The 17,794-nt window shown below is 40.4% G+C and carries 15 protein-coding genes; 9 read left to right on the top strand and 6 right to left on the bottom strand.

Translation table 11 applies throughout. From position 1 onward, the window contains the following. The first annotated feature begins 15 nt into the window (after positions 1 to 15). The 5 genes from ICL16_RS00970 to ICL16_RS00950 all read left to right on the top strand — a co-directional run bounded on the left by ICL16_RS00970 (position 16) and on the right by ICL16_RS00950 (position 10,447). Complete coding sequence (locus tag ICL16_RS00970; RefSeq protein WP_190825028.1) at positions 16 to 501, top strand: carboxypeptidase-like regulatory domain-containing protein; 486 nt, start codon at positions 16 to 18, stop codon at positions 499 to 501. A gap of 155 nt (positions 502 to 656) precedes the next feature. Next, positions 657 to 2,396, top strand: coding sequence for an SDR family NAD(P)-dependent oxidoreductase (locus ICL16_RS00965; protein WP_190825027.1), 1,740 nt, complete (start codon positions 657 to 659; stop codon positions 2,394 to 2,396). 62 nt (positions 2,397 to 2,458) lie between these two features. Beyond that, positions 2,459 to 7,153, top strand: coding sequence for a PfaB family protein (locus tag ICL16_RS00960; protein WP_190825026.1), 4,695 nt, complete (start codon positions 2,459 to 2,461; stop codon positions 7,151 to 7,153). A 103-nt stretch (positions 7,154 to 7,256) separates the two neighbouring features. Continuing rightward, positions 7,257 to 8,918, top strand: a complete 1,662-nt coding sequence (locus tag ICL16_RS00955; protein WP_420485241.1) for a PfaD family polyunsaturated fatty acid/polyketide biosynthesis protein — start codon at positions 7,257 to 7,259, stop codon at positions 8,916 to 8,918. Positions 8,919 to 8,923: 5 nt separating this feature from the next. After that, positions 8,924 to 10,447 carry a thioester reductase domain-containing protein gene (locus ICL16_RS00950; protein ID WP_190825025.1) on the top strand — a complete coding sequence of 508 codons (1,524 nt, stop codon included), beginning with the start codon at positions 8,924 to 8,926 and terminating at the stop codon, positions 10,445 to 10,447. 283 nt (positions 10,448 to 10,730) lie between these two features. Here ICL16_RS00950 and hetI read toward each other — a convergent pair whose 3' ends face one another. Both hetI and ICL16_RS45165 read right to left on the bottom strand, forming a co-directional pair. Continuing rightward, on the bottom strand, positions 10,731 to 11,450 hold the full coding sequence (gene hetI, locus ICL16_RS00945) for a 4'-phosphopantetheinyl transferase HetI (protein ID WP_190825024.1): 720 nt from the start codon (positions 11,448 to 11,450) through the stop codon (positions 10,731 to 10,733). 348 nt (positions 11,451 to 11,798) lie between these two features. Next, complete coding sequence (locus tag ICL16_RS45165) at positions 11,799 to 11,978, bottom strand: hypothetical protein (protein ID WP_238360533.1); 180 nt, start codon at positions 11,976 to 11,978, stop codon at positions 11,799 to 11,801. 89 nt (positions 11,979 to 12,067) lie between these two features. Between ICL16_RS45165 and ICL16_RS00935 the strand changes: the two genes are divergently transcribed. Next, positions 12,068 to 12,298 (top strand): hypothetical protein, encoded by a 231-nt coding sequence (locus ICL16_RS00935; protein ID WP_190825249.1) that lies wholly within the window; start codon positions 12,068 to 12,070, stop codon positions 12,296 to 12,298. On the opposite strand, the gene ICL16_RS00930 is transcribed toward ICL16_RS00935, so the two are convergent. Beyond that, positions 12,254 to 13,174, bottom strand: coding sequence for an AraC family transcriptional regulator (locus ICL16_RS00930; protein ID WP_190825023.1), 921 nt, complete (start codon positions 13,172 to 13,174; stop codon positions 12,254 to 12,256). The genes ICL16_RS00935 and ICL16_RS00930 overlap by 45 nt on opposite strands. A gap of 111 nt (positions 13,175 to 13,285) precedes the next feature. Here ICL16_RS00930 and ICL16_RS00925 point away from each other — a divergent pair, with 111 nt between their 5' ends. Together ICL16_RS00925 and ICL16_RS00920 are read left to right on the top strand one after the other, a co-directional pair. Beyond that, entirely contained in the window at positions 13,286 to 14,170 is an 885-nt protein-coding gene (locus ICL16_RS00925; protein ID WP_190825022.1) for an NmrA family NAD(P)-binding protein, read from the top strand. Positions 14,171 to 14,198: 28 nt separating this feature from the next. Beyond that, the gene (locus ICL16_RS00920) at positions 14,199 to 14,693 is read left to right on the top strand and encodes a hypothetical protein (protein ID WP_190825021.1); all 495 of its coding nucleotides are present in this window, start codon (positions 14,199 to 14,201) and stop codon (positions 14,691 to 14,693) included. Positions 14,694 to 14,746: 53 nt separating this feature from the next. On the opposite strand, the gene ICL16_RS00915 is transcribed toward ICL16_RS00920, so the two are convergent. The 3 genes from ICL16_RS00915 to ICL16_RS00905 all read right to left on the bottom strand — a co-directional run bounded on the left by ICL16_RS00915 (position 14,747) and on the right by ICL16_RS00905 (position 17,022). Next, complete coding sequence (locus ICL16_RS00915; protein WP_190825020.1) at positions 14,747 to 15,325, bottom strand: Uma2 family endonuclease; 579 nt, start codon at positions 15,323 to 15,325, stop codon at positions 14,747 to 14,749. Positions 15,326 to 15,364: 39 nt separating this feature from the next. Continuing rightward, the gene (locus ICL16_RS00910; RefSeq protein WP_190825019.1) at positions 15,365 to 15,511 is read right to left on the bottom strand and encodes a hypothetical protein; all 147 of its coding nucleotides are present in this window, start codon (positions 15,509 to 15,511) and stop codon (positions 15,365 to 15,367) included. A 158-nt stretch (positions 15,512 to 15,669) separates the two neighbouring features. Continuing rightward, positions 15,670 to 17,022, bottom strand: coding sequence for an NAD(P)/FAD-dependent oxidoreductase (locus tag ICL16_RS00905; RefSeq protein ID WP_190825018.1), 1,353 nt, complete (start codon positions 17,020 to 17,022; stop codon positions 15,670 to 15,672). Positions 17,023 to 17,403: 381 nt separating this feature from the next. On the opposite strand from ICL16_RS00905, the gene ICL16_RS00900 reads away from it, so the two are divergent. Continuing rightward, positions 17,404 to 17,730: a hypothetical protein gene (locus ICL16_RS00900; protein WP_190825017.1), complete on the top strand. Its 327-nt coding sequence runs from the start codon at positions 17,404 to 17,406 to the stop codon at positions 17,728 to 17,730. The last annotated feature ends 64 nt before the right edge of the window (positions 17,731 to 17,794 follow it).

Genomic DNA, 17,794 nt, shown 5'->3' with positions numbered 1-17,794 from the left:
CAACCAATTGGATATATGCCCAATCATAAAAAAATTAATTTTCTTGGTCGTGTTATTGATCAAGAAAAACATGCTCCAATTAGTGGAGCTAAAGTTATACTCAATTTTCCTGGTTCTCCACCCGTTGTTTATACAGATTTAGAAGGAATTTATAGATTTACTGTCAATGCAGATAATCACAATATTTCTCAAGGACAAATAACAGTAGAAGCTGATGGCTACAATACTTCTAACTCAATCATTCAATTATCACAAAAAAGTAAAGATTTAGGTGATATTAAACTTGTTATTCCTTCTGCAAAAAGTAATAACAACATCACTTATTCTTCAAAAAAAAGTGATAATAGTACTAGTGACATGTTAATGCCCATAATGACGGCTTTGATGATAGCATTAGCGACGATTATGATAGCAGTGCTCATCCAACCTTCAACGAGGTCAACACCTCAAGAAATTCTTGAACCATCTAACAATTATAGAAGTTACATACCTGCTCAGTAATTGATTGCGCTCCTCATAAATTTTAGTAGGTAGGGCTAAAGCCCACCATTACTTAATTTGGTGGGTAATGCCCACTCTAATTTAATTGTGTCCACACTAAATAGTTAGCGGTAATACAACTAACTACCTGATTAAAAGCTTAACTAGGATAATTTATGACTGCTACTCAAATTCGTACCTCATCAGTTTTTCTTGTTAGTGGTGGTGCAAAAGGTATTACAGCAAAATGTGCTATCAAATTAGCACAGCACCATCCCTGTAAATTTATTCTTTTAGGTCGTTCAGAACTTCAAGAAAATGAACCAGATTGGGCTAAAAGTTGTTTAGAAGAACCAGCTTTGAAAAAAGCCATCATGGAAAATCTTCTCTCTTTAGGAGAAAAGCCCACACCTATTAGTGTACAAAAGCTGTATAACAAAATTACCTCTAGCCGTGAAATCAAACAAACTTTAGCGGCAATTCAACAAACTGGAAGTCAGGCAGAATATTTAAGTGTTGATGTTACTAATTTAGAGGCTTTACAGCAGAAACTTACCGCTGTGATTGAGCGCAATGGACAAATTACAGGTATTATACATGGTGCTGGTAATTTAGCTGATAAGTTAATTGAAAAGAAAACAGAACAGGACTTTGAGAAAGTTTATACTGCCAAAGTTAAAGGGCTAGAAAATCTTCTTACTTGTGTAAAACCCAGTCAACTTGAATATTTAGTTTTGTTTTCTTCGATTACAGGTTTTTACGGCAATATCGGTCAGTCTGACTATGCAATTGCCAATGAAATTCTCAATAAATCAGCCCATCTCGTCAAGCAGCGCTATCCAGCATGTCATGTAGTAGCTATCAATTGGGGAGGTTGGGATAGCGGTATGGTGACACCAGAATTGAAAAAAGAGTTTGCCCGACGAGGTATTGACATTCTTCCTGTAGAAACTGGGACACAAATGTTAGTCAATGAACTGCATCCTTCTAATCAGGAAACGGCACAAGTCATCATTGGTAGTCCTCTCATACCACCTGCGATCGCTCTAAATACCGAACTGCGCACCTATCGTATCCGTCGTCAACTATCACTCACATCCAATCCTTTTCTACTAGATCATGTAATTGCTGGTAAACCAGTTTTACCAGCTACTTGTGCAGTATCATGGATTGTTGATTCCTGCGAACAGCTTTATCCTGGCTATAGATTTCTCAGTCACACAGATTTTAAAGTTTTGAAAGGAATTACCTTCAACGAAACCCTAGCAAGTGAATATATATTAGACTTGCAAGAAATAGCTAAAACTGATGCGCAAGAAATTGTCTTTCAAGCAAAAATATGGAGTAAAACTACCGAAGGTAAAATCAACTATCATTTCAGTATTGCTCAAGTTCAGCTAGTAAAAGAAATCCCCAATAGCCCCACCTACGAGCAATTAAATCTCAACGAAGACCAAATTATCACTATTACAGGTAAAGACTTTTATCAAACACAAACACCCACAATATTTCCATTATTTCATGGTGCATCCTTCCAAGAACTGCAAAGAGTCTTAAACATTAGCCCTGAAAAAATCACTACACAATGTACTTGGTCTGAAATCAATGATCAACAACAAGGACAATTTCCTGTAGGATGGGTAAATCCTTATTCAATTGACCTAAGTACCCATCCTCTCTGGATATGGATGCAGCATTTTCATCAAGAAATATGTTTACCAGCAGGAATACAAAGATACGAACAATACTCACGTACTCCCTACAACACACCTTTTTACGTTTCTTGTGAAGTTAAAACAAAAACAGCAAGTAGCGTCACCGCCGACTTCATCGTACACGACTCTCAAGGCAAAATCTACTCACGTCTTTTAGGCGGCAAAGGTACTATCATACCCACCCAATCACTGAAAAAGTAATCTCTCTGCGCTCTCTGCGTCTGTTGCGGTTCATCAAAACAAATTCAAAAAGGAAACCACCAGTGGAAAAAATAGCAATTATCGGATTCTCATGCCTATTTCCTGACGCCAAAAACCCCGAAGAATTTTGGCAAAATCTGATCCAACAGAAAAACTCAATATCATCAGTTACTACGAATGATATGGGAGTAAATCCACAAGTGTTTTACGATCCAATCAAAGGTAAATCAGACAAAATATACTCCCTAAAAGGTGCATTTATCCGTGATTTTCAGTTCAATGCCAATGGATACAAACTGCCAGCAGAATTTCTCCAAAGTTTAGATAATACCTTTAAATGGTCACTTGATGTTGCCAAACAAGCTTTGCAGCACAGTGGTTATTTAGACAACGAATCTGTACTTGCCAAATGTGGAGTGATATTAGGCACTCTCTCCTTACCTACCAAATCTTCTAACCAACTATTCGCTCCCATATATGAGCAGGTACTAACATCTGCTGTGAGAGAGCTTTTGCAGCATGAAGAATTTGATTTGCCTTCATTAAACGTAGCTGAAAAAGCCTCGCCACATAATGCGATGATTTCTGGCTTACCAGCGGCGATAATTGCTCAAGCTCTTGCCTTATCTAATATTAATTTTTGTATTGATGCAGCCTGTTCTTCACCATTATATGCTGCAAAATTAGCATCTCATTACTTATGGACGCACAAAGCTGATTTAATGTTGGCAGGAGGAATTAGTTGTGCAGATCCGCTGTTTTTGCGCATGTTATTTTGCGGTATCCAAGGATATCCAGAAAATGACATCAGCAGCCCTTTGGATAAATTGTCTAGAGGGTTGGCGACAGCAGATGGAGCAGGAATGCTAGTGCTAAAACGGCTTAGTGATGCGATTCGAGATGGCGATCGCATTTACGCTACTATCACAGGTAACGGACTCTCGAATGATGGTAGCGGCAAACACCTGCTTAGCCCTAACGCGAAAGGGCAAACGCTTGCTTTTGAACGCGCTTACCAAGAAGCCCAAATTAGCCCGAAAGATATTGATTACTTAGAGTGCCATGCTACAGGCACATTGTTGGGCGACACCACCGAATGCAACTCAGTAGAAACCTTCTTTAGTAAACATCAAGCAAAACCACTTGTTGGTTCTGTCAAAAGCAATGTTGGTCACTTGCTCACAGCGGCTGGTACAGTAAGCATAATTAAAGTACTTTTAAGTATGTCCAAGGGAGTAATTCCAGCCACGATCAATATTACTGACCCCATAGGCGAAGAGAACAATGTAATTTCTCCACAAAGAATTGTGAGAAGTACTACAAACTGGCCTAATAACAAATCTCCAAGACGAGCAGCTATTAGTGCTTTTGGTCTTGGTGGTACAAACGCCCACATGATTCTCGAACAAGGCGCAATTCCCCACTCACAAACTCACCAACTCACAAACTCACCAACTCCCCTAGTGCCTGTCAAAATGGCAATAGTAGGCATGGATGCCTTTTTCGGTTCCTGTAATGGATTAGATGCTTTTGAACGCAGTATTTATGATGGCACACAGCATTTTATTCCCCTACCGCCTAATAGGTGGTACGGTATAGAAGAGCAAGAAAACTTACTCAAAGAGTATGGTTTGGCAGACGGTAAAGCACCTCTTGGGGCATACATTAAAGACTTTGACATCGATAGTGTATCTAGTAAAATCCCCCCTAACGAACTTGCCAAACTCAACTCGCAACAGTTGTTAATGCTTAAGGTTGCGGAACGAGCATTAAAAGATGCGGGAATTAAAGAAGGGGCAAATGTAGCAGTTATTCTTGCCGCAGAGACGGAGTTTTCGGTTCATCAGTTACAGCAACGATGGAATTTGTCTTGGCAGATTAAAGAAGCATTGCTGGCACAGGGTGTCTATTTATCTGATGAAGAACTTGCTCAACTAGAAATCATCGTTAAAGACGGTATTCACAATCCTGTAGAGAGTAGTGAATATGTGAGTTATATTGCCAATATTATGGCAAGTCGTATTTCTTCTTTATGGGATTTTACTGCTCCTACATTCACCATTACTGCTGGGGAAAATTCTACATTTAAGTTATTAGAAGTAGCTCAACATCTACTGACAACGGGCGAAGCAGATGCTGTGTTAGTTGGGGCTGTCGATTTGGCAGGCGGAGTAGAAAATGTTTTGTTGCGCAACCAGTTAGCTCAAGTCAATACAGGTGTACCAACCTTGAGTTATGACCAAAAGGCAAACGGTTGGTTGGTAGGCGAAGGTGCAGGGGCAGTTGTGCTTAAACGTCACGAAACAGCGAAACAAGATAGCGATCGCGTTTATGCTGTGATTGATGCCATTAATTATGATAATAATGCACATAATGTCTGTGAACAAGCTTTGCAAAAGGCTGGTTTCCAACCGACAGATGTTGAATATCTAGAAGTTTGCGGTAGTGGGATTCCTCAAGAAGATGAAGCAGAAATTCAAGGTTTACTTCAAGCTTTTCCTGGTGGTAGTGGTTTAAGCTGTGCGATTGGCAGCGTCAAAGCTAACATCGGTCATACTTATGTGGCATCAGGAATAGCTAGCCTGATCAAAACTGCTTTATGTCTTTACTACAGGTATATTCCCGCAACTCCTAAATGGACTGGGGTCAAAAATCCAGAATTATGGCAGGATAGCCCGTTTTATGTTTCCCCAGAATCTAGACCTTGGTTTTTAGGCAAAGATTCTCAAAAGAGAGTAGCGGCAATTAACAGTATCGGGTGTGATGGTACTTATTCCCATTTAATCTTATCAGAAGAACCTGTCCAGCCAGAACGCAGCAGTAGGTATTTGGAACAAACACCTCTTTATCTGTTTCCAATTGCTGGTAGCGATCACACCGATTTACTAGAGCAACTCAACGCTGTTCTAACTCAGATCGAAAATTGTACAAATTTAGCTCAGACAGCAAGTAAAACGTTTACGAGCTTTAAAGAGCGATCGCCAGCAAATTACGTCCTCACGATTCTTGGACGCAACAAAAACGAACTAGTAAAAGAAATAGAATCAGCCATAAAAGGTGTGAATAATGCCTTTGAACGTGGAGAAGATTGGCAAACACCGCTAGGCAGTTATTTCACCGTTAAACCATTGGGCAAAAGGGGAGGAGTCGCTTACGTTTATCCTGCTGCCGTCAATTCTTATTTGGGTATTGGGCGTAATCTCTTCCGCTTATTCCCTAGAGTTCACAACGACTTAGTAATCAAAAGTCTGTACAGCCTTTTCGCTGAAGTGTCCAAGCTAGTCTTTCCCAGAAGCTTAAATAAATTATCACCCAGGCAATTAGAAAATCTCGAACAGCAATTACTCAATGATTCCTTGGCAATCTTAGAAACTGACATGGCATCTGCCCGATTAATTACAACAATTATCCGAGATGATTTCCAAGTTAAGCCAAAATTCATCTTTGGATATAGTCTGGGCGAAACTAGCATGATGTCTTCTACTGGAGTATGGAGTGACTTTAGCCAAGGGATTAAAGCCTTTCACCAATCCCCTCTGTTTGCAGATAGAATATCAGGACCTAAAAATGCTGTACGTGAGTACTGGGGATTACCACCAGTACAACAAGCGCCGGAAGATGATATCTGGAGTACATACTTGCTCATGGCGACTCCAGAGCAGGTGAGAGAATGTCTCAAACATGAGCCACAAGTTTATTTAACTCAAATTAATACACCAGAAGAGGTATTAATAGCAGGTGAAACAGCCGCCTGTCAGAGAGTAATTAAAAAACTGGGCTGCAACATTTTCCGTGTTCCCTTCAACCACGCAATTCATTGCGAACCGATACAGGCAGAGTATGACGAAATAGTCAAAGTCAACACCTTACCATCTCAAAACATCTCAGACGCTATCTTTTATTCCAGCGCTGGGTATAAACCCATTACACTAGATAGTAATGTAATCGCTCATAGTCTAGCGACAACTCTGTCTCAACAAGTTGATTTTCCTCGACTAGTAAACCGAGTCTACGAGGATGGAGCAAGAATCTTTATCGAAGCAGGATCTGGGAATGTCTGTTGTCGATGGGTTGATAAAATCCTCGAACATCAAGAACACATTACAGTAGCTTTGAACAGAAGAGGTACTGACGACCATACCTCTATTGTCAGAGCATTAGCAAAACTCCTCAGTCATCAGGTTTCTGTAGATTTATCTCCACTATATCAAAAGGTACAAGAAACCTCTAGTGCAAGTAAATTAACTACTAGAACTGTAACTTTAGGTGGAAACAGAATTGCTGCCACAATTTTAAGCGAAAATAACCGCCTACTTTGCCAAAATTTAGCCAACAAACTACCGCTATCTTCAACAGAAATCTTCACAAGTGTGCAACAAAGTCCTAGTGAGATTAATAGTAGTAGTAATTTACAACACATTCCCGCATTCAACACCGAAGTAAAGGAAGTTCAAATGAAAGATAGCGACAATAACAATTTTGAAACTGAAGATAAGTTACAATTTTATGAGTCATCCGCAACTCAAGAAATAACTTCAAAAACCATTACATCTTCATCTATTGCCAATCAAAACTTTAATTACCTAGACAGCGTACACGAAATTATCAACTCTCAGTATCAACAATTAAATGCTAACAACTCCCGTGTTACTAAATCCCACGCTGCTTTCTTAAAAGCTAGACATGAATTTAGCCAACAAATCAGCGAAATCATTGAATTACAAATCGCCTGTGCGGAAAACTTGCTGAGACAATAGTTAATAGCTAATAGCTAATGGTTAATAGCTAATGGTGCAATTAGCTATTAACTATTAGCAAACTAAAATTCAAAATAGCTACATCATTCAAGGAATAACTGTCGTGACAATAGATACTGTACTAAGTAAACATGATAATGGACTAAGTTATGCTAACTCCTTCAATCAAAATCTGATTTGGAAAGGTGCTTTAGATTGTGTATCTTTTGAGCCAGCAGATGTTAAAAAAAAGTTGCAAATTTTGCACAAACCTTGCTACATAGTTAGAGTAGCAGGAAAAATTGGTGTAACAAACGTTGGTTATTTGTGTTCTAGCGATAATGGTACAGGACAAGTAGAGCTACTAATAGCTGTTCCTCCAATTTCAACTCAAAATTTGGGAGAGCAAAGTTTTCTTTCCTTTTATGGTGTAAAATACGCTTATGCTACAGGAGCAATGGCTGGTGGTATTGCTTCTGAAGAAATGGTTATTGCTCTTGGGAAAGAGAAAATTTTGAGTTCCTTTGGTGCAGGTGGTTTAAGTGCAGAACGTCTTGAAGCAGCTATTAACCGTATTCAAGCAGCCTTACCTAATGGTCCTTATGCTTTTAATTTAATTCACAGTCCCAATGAACCAACTAATGAACGTCGTGCGGTAGATTTATATCTCAAATATGGAGTAAGAACAGTAGAAGCTTCTGCATTCCTAGATTTGACTCCTAATATAGTTTATTACCGTGTTGCAGGGCTGAGTTTGAACGCCGCTAATGACATTGAAATTAAAAATAAAGTCATGGCGAAAATTTCCCGGCGCGAAGTTGCTACTAAATTTATGCAACCAGCACCAGCAAAAATTCTCAAAGAACTCGTTGAACAAGGACTAATTAGTGAGTTACAAGCCAATCTTGCCGCTAAGATACCAATGGCAGATGATATTACTGTCGAAGCTGATTCAGGTGGTCATACAGACAATCGCCCCCTAGTTTGTCTGCTACCTTCTATTTTAGCTTTAAGGAATGAAATTCAGGAAAAATATCGTTACTCAACACCCATTAGAGTTGGAGTAGCAGGAGGAATCGCCACACCACAATCAGCCATAGCTGCTTTTATGATGGGTGCTGCTTATGTTATGACTGGTTCAATTAATCAGTCTTGCGTTGAAGCCGCAACTTGTCAACATACAAAGCAAGTGCTAGCTCAAGCAGAAATGGCTGATGTCATGATGGCTCCAGCAGCAGATATGTTTGAAATGGGGGTGAAGCTTCAAGTTTTGAAAAAAGGAACTATGTTTCCTCTCCGTGCGCAGAAACTATATGAGATATATAGGGGTTATAACTCAATTGAAGAAATCCCGCCTGCGGAAAGAGAGAAATTAGAAAAACAAGTTTTTCGTCAGAGTCTTAATGAGGTATGGGAATCTACTGTTGCTTATTTATCTAACAAAAATCCCGCCAAACTAGCGAAAGCAGCTAACAATCCCAAAATGAAAATGGCTTTAATTTTTCGCTGGTATTTAGGGTTATCTTCTCGCTGGTCTAGTTCTGGAGAAAAGGGTCGAGAAGTAGATTATCAAATTTGGTGTGGTCCGGCTATGGGTAGCTTTAATGATTGGGTACGAGGTTCCTATCTTGCTGATGCAAATAATCGTCGAGTAGTAGATGTAGCTAATCATATCATGATTGGATCTGCTTATTTGTACCGCATTCAAAATTTAAAAATTCAAGGACTACAAATCCAAGATTACTACAGTCAGTATTTTCCAGTTTGTTCTACGGGGGAGATGTAAAAACTATGAGTCCAAAACAGTCTTATACGGCAGAAGAAATTCAAGCATGGATGGTATCTCATCTTGCTAATATACTTAAAATCCAACCAGATGAAATAGATGTTCAAGCATCTTTAGACAATTACGGTTTGGACTCAACCCAAGCAATGCTTCTTGTTACCCAAGCTCAAAAGAGGTTTGGCTTTGAAGTGTCTCCGATGCTGCTTTGGCATTACCCAAATATAGAAGCACTTTCACAACGTTTAGCCGAAGAGTCACAAGAAGCACAATTGGACACAGAGGTTCAAGATACAGATAATTTGCACAAAACAAATCTTTCTGTAGTTAAGAATGTATCCCTGGATTTAAGTGCTGAAGCTGTTCTTGATGAGTCTATCCGCCCTAAATCTACTTATAACCCAGATAAACTGGATAACGTCTTTTTAACCGGAGGAACAGGCTTTTTAGGAGCTTTTTTAATTCATGAACTGCTACAAGAAACTGATGCAGATATCTATTGCTTAGTGCGTGCTGCAAATCAAGAAGAAGGTAAGCGTAAGCTAAAAGAGAATTTGCAACAATACTCAGTTTGGGTAGAAGAATACAGTCCTAGAATCATCCCTGTGATTGGAGATTTATCTCAGCCACTTTTAGGTATTAGTACTGAAGGATTTGAAATGTTGGCAACTAATCTTGATGCCATCTATCACAGTGCTGCTACGCTTAATTATGTTTTTCCTTACTCTGCATTGAAGAAACCCAATGTTCTGGGAACTCAGGAAGTGTTACGCTTGGCTTGTACATTTAAAGTCAAGCCTGTACACTATGTTTCTAGTGTGGCAATTTTTGAATCACCTGTTTATGCTGGTCAGGTTGTTAAAGAACAGGATAGTTTTGATCATTGGGAAGGTATCCATTTAGGCTATTCCCAAACTAAATGGGTGGCAGAAAAGTTAGTTAAGATTGCGGGTGAGCGTGGACTTCCTGTTACTATTTATAGACCACCATTAATTGGTGGGCATAGTGTTACAGGTGTGTGTAATACTGATGATTTTATTAGCTTGATGGTTAAGGGTTGTCTGGAGATGGGTGCTTTTCCAGATGTTGATTATATGATGGATATGTCTCCGGTTGACTATGTGAGCAAGGCGATCGTTTATCTATCTAGAAAGAAGGAATCTTTAGGTAAGGCTTTCCACTTGCAGCATCCCCAACCTGTGGCTTTGAAAACGTTAGTTGATTGGATGCGCTCTTTTGGTTTTCCTATTCAGGTGATTCCTTACGATCAATGGCAGGCTCAGTTGATTAATAATGTGTCTTCTGTTGATAATTCTCTGTATACATTGCGACCATTCTTGCTAGCGCGTTGGTCTAAAGAGCAACTTACTATACCGGATTTATACTTGCAAGCTCAAAGACCGATAATTAGTTGTCAAGATACGCTCTTATCGCTTGCTGGCAGTTCTATTGTTTGTCCTCCTATCGATGCGCGATTGTTTATGACTTATTCTTCTTACTTGATTGAGAGTGGTTTCTTTAATGTAGCTTAATGTTCATCCGCCTGCAGTCAACTGCAGGCTAATAGCTAAAGTCTTCTTTAGAAGACTAAATACTTAATAGACATAGCAGTGAAAAACTATATATGAACGTGCGGCGTTCTACAAGGGTTGAAGACAACGCATAATTAATTTTTGGAGATATCTAATCAATGTTTTCAGTCCACTTAAGTGGACTTAAGCTATTAGACCGGAAATTTATTTCTGGGCATTTTGTGTATAAAATAAAATAAGTGTTTGTATTTCATTCCCTGACGATCGCCAGGGAATAATAATATTAATACTGCCAAGTTGATAGTTGCAAATCAGTACCTTCTACAGCAACTGCTGCAACAGCATTTTCATCTGGTACAAGCTCTAAAAGAGTCCATTGTTGTTCGGTAATTAGTTTTGCACCTTCTGTTGGAGTTAATGCAACTTCGATTTGCTCTAGTTGAGCAAGTCCGACTCCTGTTGCTTTTAAGTATGCTTCTTTGCATGTCCAATAACGGAAAAACATTTGTTGCATTTGGTGGGGAGGAAGCTCGCGCATTGTTTCATACTCTCTGGCACAGAAGTATCGTTTGGCGAGGGTAAGAACGTCTGATACTGGACGGATATACTCTAAGTCTACGCCTACAAGGCGATCGCAACTTACTGCACATAAAGCTAATCCTTGAGAGTGAGTTAAGTTAAACCATAGCTTACTCTCATTTATGGTATCATCTAACACTGGTTTGCCCAGTGGTTCATAACTAAATTGCAACTGTTGTGGGGCAATATTTAGGTATTGACCGAGTATAGTTCGCAATATACCACGACCAGCAATGAAACGCTGTCGATGCTGTTCTTTATAGAACCGCTTAGCCCGACTAAGTTCATCACTAGAGAGAGTTTCAGTTAAAGAAAGCAATTGTGCTTCCGTTGTGTCTAAGTCAATTCGCCAAACATGGACATGATTCTGCAACAAGGTTAAATCTGCTGGTGCAGGCAGCCACGGATAATTAACAGCAGTCATTGAGTTAATAGTAAAAATAGCCAATAAGTGGATTGTGGAGGAGATTGATAAGGTTAGTTTCCCTGACGCGCCGCCATACCCGTCCCCTGTCAATTGTCGTCTTCAACAAAAGTGTTCGCTGATTCATTGTCCCCGTGCAAGAAATGCAGATGATGGTTAGATTGATCTCACTTTCCACCATTCGGGTACAAACTGGAAAACCTTAATCTAAAATCTCGAATCGTAGGTTAAGCAGCGTTGTGGAAATCAGATTTGCTGTTTCACTTTCCCGTAATTATACAATTTTTTCCTCTCTTGCTCTCATAGTATTTTTGTAAAGGATTGTAAATTGTTATGAGGAGACAGGAGTTAGTCGTAGAGACGCTCCGCCGGAGCGTTTGTACAGGAGGCTGGAGACGGAAAAAATCCATTTTGGGTTGAGTGAGAACTGTTATGATATAAAGATTGAAGAGTATCAGCTGCTTGGCGGTGTTTCTCTACAACCTGGGGTGGAGAAAGCACTTGAGCTTTCTCGATGTAACGATTCACCCAGATACTAAATTCATTGAGAGAGCAAGGCGGCAATGGTACTGTATAATCAACGTATTCAGGTTTGGTAAAACTATCCCAGCTGGGGAATGTTACCTCAAGCAAGCACAGAGTCAGAAATTTTGGCTACTGTTGAAGCGGTGGCTTCGGGGTTAGTGGTGCTGCACCCAGATGTTGTCGAGTATTTACTTCCTTTAACAGAATCGAGTTGGCGCTCAAAAGTGGTGATGAATCCCGTACCGAAGTTGTTACTTTTGGTGTATGACTATGTTAAATTATGCTTTAAAACGTCGATACTCACCTGGAGATTGACCGAGTAGACGCTTGAAAGCTCGGCTAAATGCAGCTTCTGATTCGTAGCCAATCAACGTAGCGATCGCACTCAAATTCATATCACTCGAATGCAACAGCCTCACCGCCTTATGCATTCGCCAACGGCTCAAGTATTGCACGGGAGATTCACCTACCAACGCCTTGAACCGAGCGGCAAATGCCGAACGCGATAAATTGACTTTTTGCGCCAGCGATTTCACCGTCCAAGGTTCCTCTGGTTTTTGATGAATCAAGCCCAGTGCCAAACTAATCTGGGGATCAACTAAAGCACGCAGCCATCCACCCTCATGTTCATCCAAACTAGTTATGTACGCTCTGACTGCTTGAATGAAAAGAATACTGGATAGATGGGCAATCATCATCTCAGCACCAGGGCGGCTTATACTACTTTCACACGCAATAAATTGTAGCGTAGTATCAAGCCATTCAACGGGTCCTTCTTCACCTTTGATATGGATGAGGGGCGGCAGAGCCAATAGGAGCGGATTTGTTTCTCGTTGTGCAAAGCTGGCTCGACCACATAATACTGTAGCAGGTACGCCACCACCGCCATAACTTAAGCTAAGTTGTCCTTGACAGGGACGATTCGCTAGTAACTCTGGCAGGGTAACAACTGTACTATCTAGGGCATCGCGCAATGTATGTCCGATTCCCATAGGAAGAACAATCAAATCTCCACCTGCGAGTGGGATTGGCTTCTCCATACCATCGACTTCTAACCAGCAACTACCACGAGTTACCACATGAAACGATGCATCCTTCATGGGATCAACGCGAATGCCCCACGGTGCAGATAGTTCTGAGCGACAGTGAACTGTGCTGTGGAGTTGAACAGCTTTGAGTACTTCCGTCAGGGCATCCATTACTGAATTATCTAAGCACAATCTAAAACTGGACTATCTGCAATAAATTATAGCTTTTATATCATGGTTAGTCCATAGCTTTAAGAGTTACAGATATATATAAGTTAAGTTTTGGAGCATTCTCAAATGACGATCGCGATCGCAACTCCAACAGGAAATATCGGTAGTCGAGTCACTCAACTTTTAATCAAAGCAGGTGCAAAGATTACGCTGTTGGTGAGAAATCCCGACAAGCTAGATCAAGTAGTACGTGAATATGCCACAGTACATCAAGGTTCTTTACAAGATGTAGACTTTGTGGTGGAAGCAACGCAAGGAGCAAAAGCTTTGTTGTGGGTGACTCCCTACAACTTTGCTACAGACAATCTGCGGGCTTGGCAAAGTCATTTGGGTGACTGTGTGGCAAAGGCTGTGCAAAAGAATCAGATTCCCTATGTTATGAATATCTCTAGTAACGGCGCACAACTGGCAGAAGGAATGGGACCAATTTCTGGACTTCATGCGATCGAACAAAAGCTCAACCAAGTGGCAACAAACATTATTCATCTGCGTCCAGGATTTTTTATGGAGAATTATATTACGCAACTTGAAGCATTACAGACGCAAAACAGTGTATTTATGCCGATTCCAGGCGCTCAACGTATTTCCATGATTGCAACTCGTGATATTGCTGAAGTTGCGGCAAACTGGTTACTGAATCGTTCATGGAGTGGACAATTAATTTTAGGGTTGCATGGTCCTGCCAACATCAGTTTTGACGAAGCTGCTACCATTATTGGAAAGGAACTTGGCAAACCAATTACACATGTGCAAATTACTTTGGATCAGTTTCGCCAGTCATTGCTGAACATTGGCGCAACATCTGATGTCGTCAATCAGTACGCTCAGATGTGGCAAGCCATTAGCCACCCTGATTATACGCCGGCAGAACCCCGCACCGACGAAACAACTACTCCCACAACACTGGCTGAATTTGTGCGTTCAAGGCTATGCTAAGATTTGTGTTGAAATATGGAGGAAAGTAATGCGATTACTACTAGCAGGAGTGATTGCCAGTTTTGGATTGTCGTCACTACTAGTAGCTCAAGCACAACAGCAAGTGTCTGATACCCAAGTTGCTGCGATGGTAGAAGCACTGCGACAGGCTGCACCGAAAAGTGGTCCTAGTAAAGGATATTACAGTGCATGGCAAGTCAAGCCAGAAACTCTCAAAGGCTGGGCAAAATTTTGTTTCAAACAGGAAGTCACACCCACGCAGTTTGAAAACGATGCCGCTTTAGCACGTAAAGTTGTATCATGCATTACCCGCCGTGAGTTAAATAAGCAGTTTAAGGGGAATAATGAAACTGCGGCTGTGCAAGGTGTAGCCTGTTGGTGGATGACTGGCAACTACACGGGTTGTAACAGTGGTTTCACGGCTGATTATGTGAAGCAAGTTGCTAATTTTTACAAGCAACAGCGTTCTAAACCTGTATCTAACGCACCAAAACCTGCGGCTAGCCCATCCCCAGTACAATAATATTTGTAGAGACGTTGCATGCAACGTCTCCACAGAAATTTGGGGTAAACAAATTATTGTGCGCCTGCTGTAATGATTTGTTGTACAGTTAACCGTAATTCTGGAAAAGTGGAAGAAGCGATCGCCATGTTTCCTTCATATACTGTTTCTTCATAAAGTCCCTCAACTAATATCAGCACGCTCACTCTGTTAGTTTGTGGGTTAACAATCCAATATTCAAAAATTCCCCTAGCGGCATACTCTGAACGTTTGTAACGGTAATCCCTATCTTCGTTTACTTTCCCAGGAGAGACAACTTCAACAACCAAGGCTGGAGGCGGCATATCCAAAGTGATAGTGGAGCGCGTTGCACCTTGTAAAGCTGTTGCAAGTTCTTCAGTTAACACAATTAAGTCAGGGATGCGAGTTGTAGCACGATATCCACTAACAACTATTTCCGCTTTATTGCTCAATCTGTTAAGAGGAACAAACTTGAGCAACTGTGAGAGCAAAAATAGAGCGATTTGAACATTTTTCGGACTTTCTGGTGGCATTGCAACTAACTCTCCTGCCACCAGCTCATATCGGGTGTCAGTGCCATCGTCGTAATTCAGGTACTCCTCAAGAGTCCATCGTTTGGAGGTTATGGTCATTTTTGGCGGGGAGTTACATACTGAGATTTTACCAAACGCTCATCCCAAGTGTTGTAATTCCTTGGCGATCGCTTCTTCTATACTCTGGTTTTCTTTGATTTTGCTTAAGGCAACAGCTACGATTGAAGCAAGTTCTGCCGCTGTTTGATATGCTTGTTTAATATCCGCTTTTTTTTGCTTGCTCATAACCAAATTTGGAAGTATACTGCTTGTTGCCATATAGAATACAATTGACAGCAGTTACTACACTTCATCCAGTCGGCTCACCCAATCGGGTGATATTCATGATGTAGAGACGTTCCATGGAAAGTCTCTACAAATACAATTGGCTATAACGCCAAATGTCAAACATTCACTGGCTGTCTACCTTTTTCTTTTGAATAATAACCTTCTTCAACTGTTACCTGTGGCAATGTTTCTTTGCCTGTAATTAATCTTGCACCACGATTGCGGGTGAAATAGTTCCAACCCCACTGAATCATTACCACTAACTTGTTATCAAACTCAATTAAAAAGTAGATATGAATTAACAACCAAGATAGCCATGCTAAGAAACCTGTAAATTTGATGAAGCCCAAATCTACAACTGCAGAGTTTCGCCCAATCACTGCTAAACTACCTCGATCAACATAATGGAATCGTGGCATTGTGTTACCTTTGAGTCGTTGTTTAATTAGTGACGCGACGTATTGCCCTTCTTGCATCGCTACAGGTGCAACACCAGGTAGAGGTTTACCGTTTTGATGGGCAAAATTTGCTAAGTCACCAATGACGAAAATATTGGGGTATCCTTTGATACTCAAGTCTGGTTCCACAATTACTCTACCAGCGCGATCGCATTCTACACCTGTACCTTGAGCCAGTACTTTTCCTAGTGGTGAAGCTTTGACACCTGCTGCCCATAATACAGTCTTAGCAGCTATCTGCTTGACCTCATCACCTTGTTTGAGCGTGATAATATCTCCTTCAATATTTGTTACCAAAGTTTTTGTTTGAACGGTGACACCCAACCGTGTCAGGGATGCTTCTGCTTGTTGTGATAACTCTGGCGCAAAGGGAGGTAAAACGCGATCTAATCCTTCCAGTAGCAAAACTCGTGTTTCGTTCGTGTCAATGTTGCGGAAGTCTTCTTTCATTGTGTGGTAAGCTACTTCTGCGATCGCACCTGCTAATTCCACACCAGTAGGGCCACCACCAACAACGACAAAAGTTAACCAACTACTACGTTTTTCTGGATCGGTTTCCTTTTCCGCTGCTTCAAACGCCATAAAAATACGGCGGCGCATTTCAATCGCATCTTCCACAGTTTTTAAACCAGGCGCAAATTCTTCCCACTCATCTTTGCCAAAATAGGAGTGCTTTGCCCCTGTCGCCACAATTAAAGAATCGTAAGGTATTTCTTCCTCGCCCATGATAACTTTTTGTGCTTGAGGGTCAATATCATTGACTTCTCCAAGTAGCACTTTCGTATTCTTGCTTTTACTCACTATGGAACGCAGTGGGGACGAAATATCAGCAGGGGATACAGTACCTGTAGCTACTTGATATAGCAGTGGTTGAAATAGGTGAAAGTTACGTTTATCAATCAGAGTAACATTGACATTAGCATCACTTAATGCCTTTGCCGTATAAAGTCCACCAAAGCCACCGCCAACAATGACTACTTGATGTGGTGGTTGATTTTCGCCTGCCATCATAAGATTGATGTCCTAGTATTGAAGTTTCTACATCATTTTTAATAAATTTTAAACAATTTCGCCAGATCATTTTGTTTGTTTTTTACTTTCTTTTCAATTTAAATGTATTTAAAGATACGAATAAATTATCATGAATTTTGCATAAACTTTAGTTAGAGCCAAGACTGGTGGTGTAGGTTTAAACCCTTACTTAGCAAGTAGAAGATGTGATTGAGCGGCTGATCCACTGTTTACAAAAAAACAGAGGGTTTTACCGAAAGATTTTATATTGTCTCTGTGAGTAACTATATCTAATGTAAAAATAACTACTTACTTTAATAGAGATAATAGTTGAGTTTTGTAAAGATGATGGCATCTTGACAAAACCATCAAGTATAGATTATGAAAAAATTCCGCAAAATCAAAACAGTACTTATTGCAAGTATGGTTGCTGCCCTGATCGTATTTGGATCTCCAGCAATGTCTTATAGTGTAGAATGGGCATCTCATCAGATCCGTAAAGACAGTAATTCATCAAATCAAGCTAATTCTGTTCTTGTTCCCATCAACAGCAAACTTCTCATGAGCAACAATATTCCTGCATCTGGAATAAAGGTGAGAAAAAACGTTGTTGACTTGACACCAAAACAGAGAAAGGCATTCGTTGATGCTGTGCGAACATTAAAAAATACAGTTCCCTCTGGTAGCAAACTAAATAGGGCTTGCTGACAAAGTAGAAAAAGGTAACACTGTGCGGATTGTAAACCTTATACGTCTTGTTAAGTGCAAGAAA

This window comes from Iningainema tapete BLCC-T55 (genome assembly GCF_014698965.1).
GTDB lineage: Bacteria > Cyanobacteriota > Cyanobacteriia > Cyanobacteriales > Nostocaceae > Iningainema > Iningainema tapete.
This window is presented reverse-complemented; position numbering and strand designations above follow the sequence as displayed.

What these genes read in the sequence shown, in the direction of transcription:
- ICL16_RS00970 (WP_190825028.1), top strand. Translation starts at nt 16, where the DNA reads ATGCCCAATCATAAAAAAATTAATTTTCTTGGTCGTGTTATTGATCAA.
- ICL16_RS00965 (WP_190825027.1), top strand. Translation starts at nt 657, where the DNA reads ATGACTGCTACTCAAATTCGTACCTCATCAGTTTTTCTTGTTAGTGGT.
- ICL16_RS00950 (WP_190825025.1), top strand. Translation starts at nt 8,924, where the DNA reads ATGAGTCCAAAACAGTCTTATACGGCAGAAGAAATTCAAGCATGGATG.
- hetI (WP_190825024.1), bottom strand. Translation starts at nt 11,450, where the DNA reads ATGACTGCTGTTAATTATCCGTGGCTGCCTGCACCAGCAGATTTAACC.
- ICL16_RS00935 (WP_190825249.1), top strand. Translation starts at nt 12,068, where the DNA reads ATGTTACCTCAAGCAAGCACAGAGTCAGAAATTTTGGCTACTGTTGAA.
- ICL16_RS00930 (WP_190825023.1), bottom strand. Translation starts at nt 13,174, where the DNA reads ATGGATGCCCTGACGGAAGTACTCAAAGCTGTTCAACTCCACAGCACA.
- ICL16_RS00920 (WP_190825021.1), top strand. Translation starts at nt 14,199, where the DNA reads ATGCGATTACTACTAGCAGGAGTGATTGCCAGTTTTGGATTGTCGTCA.
- ICL16_RS00915 (WP_190825020.1), bottom strand. Translation starts at nt 15,325, where the DNA reads ATGACCATAACCTCCAAACGATGGACTCTTGAGGAGTACCTGAATTAC.
- ICL16_RS00910 (WP_190825019.1), bottom strand. Translation starts at nt 15,511, where the DNA reads ATGAGCAAGCAAAAAAAAGCGGATATTAAACAAGCATATCAAACAGCG.
- ICL16_RS00905 (WP_190825018.1), bottom strand. Translation starts at nt 17,022, where the DNA reads ATGATGGCAGGCGAAAATCAACCACCACATCAAGTAGTCATTGTTGGC.
- ICL16_RS00900 (WP_190825017.1), top strand. Translation starts at nt 17,404, where the DNA reads ATGAAAAAATTCCGCAAAATCAAAACAGTACTTATTGCAAGTATGGTT.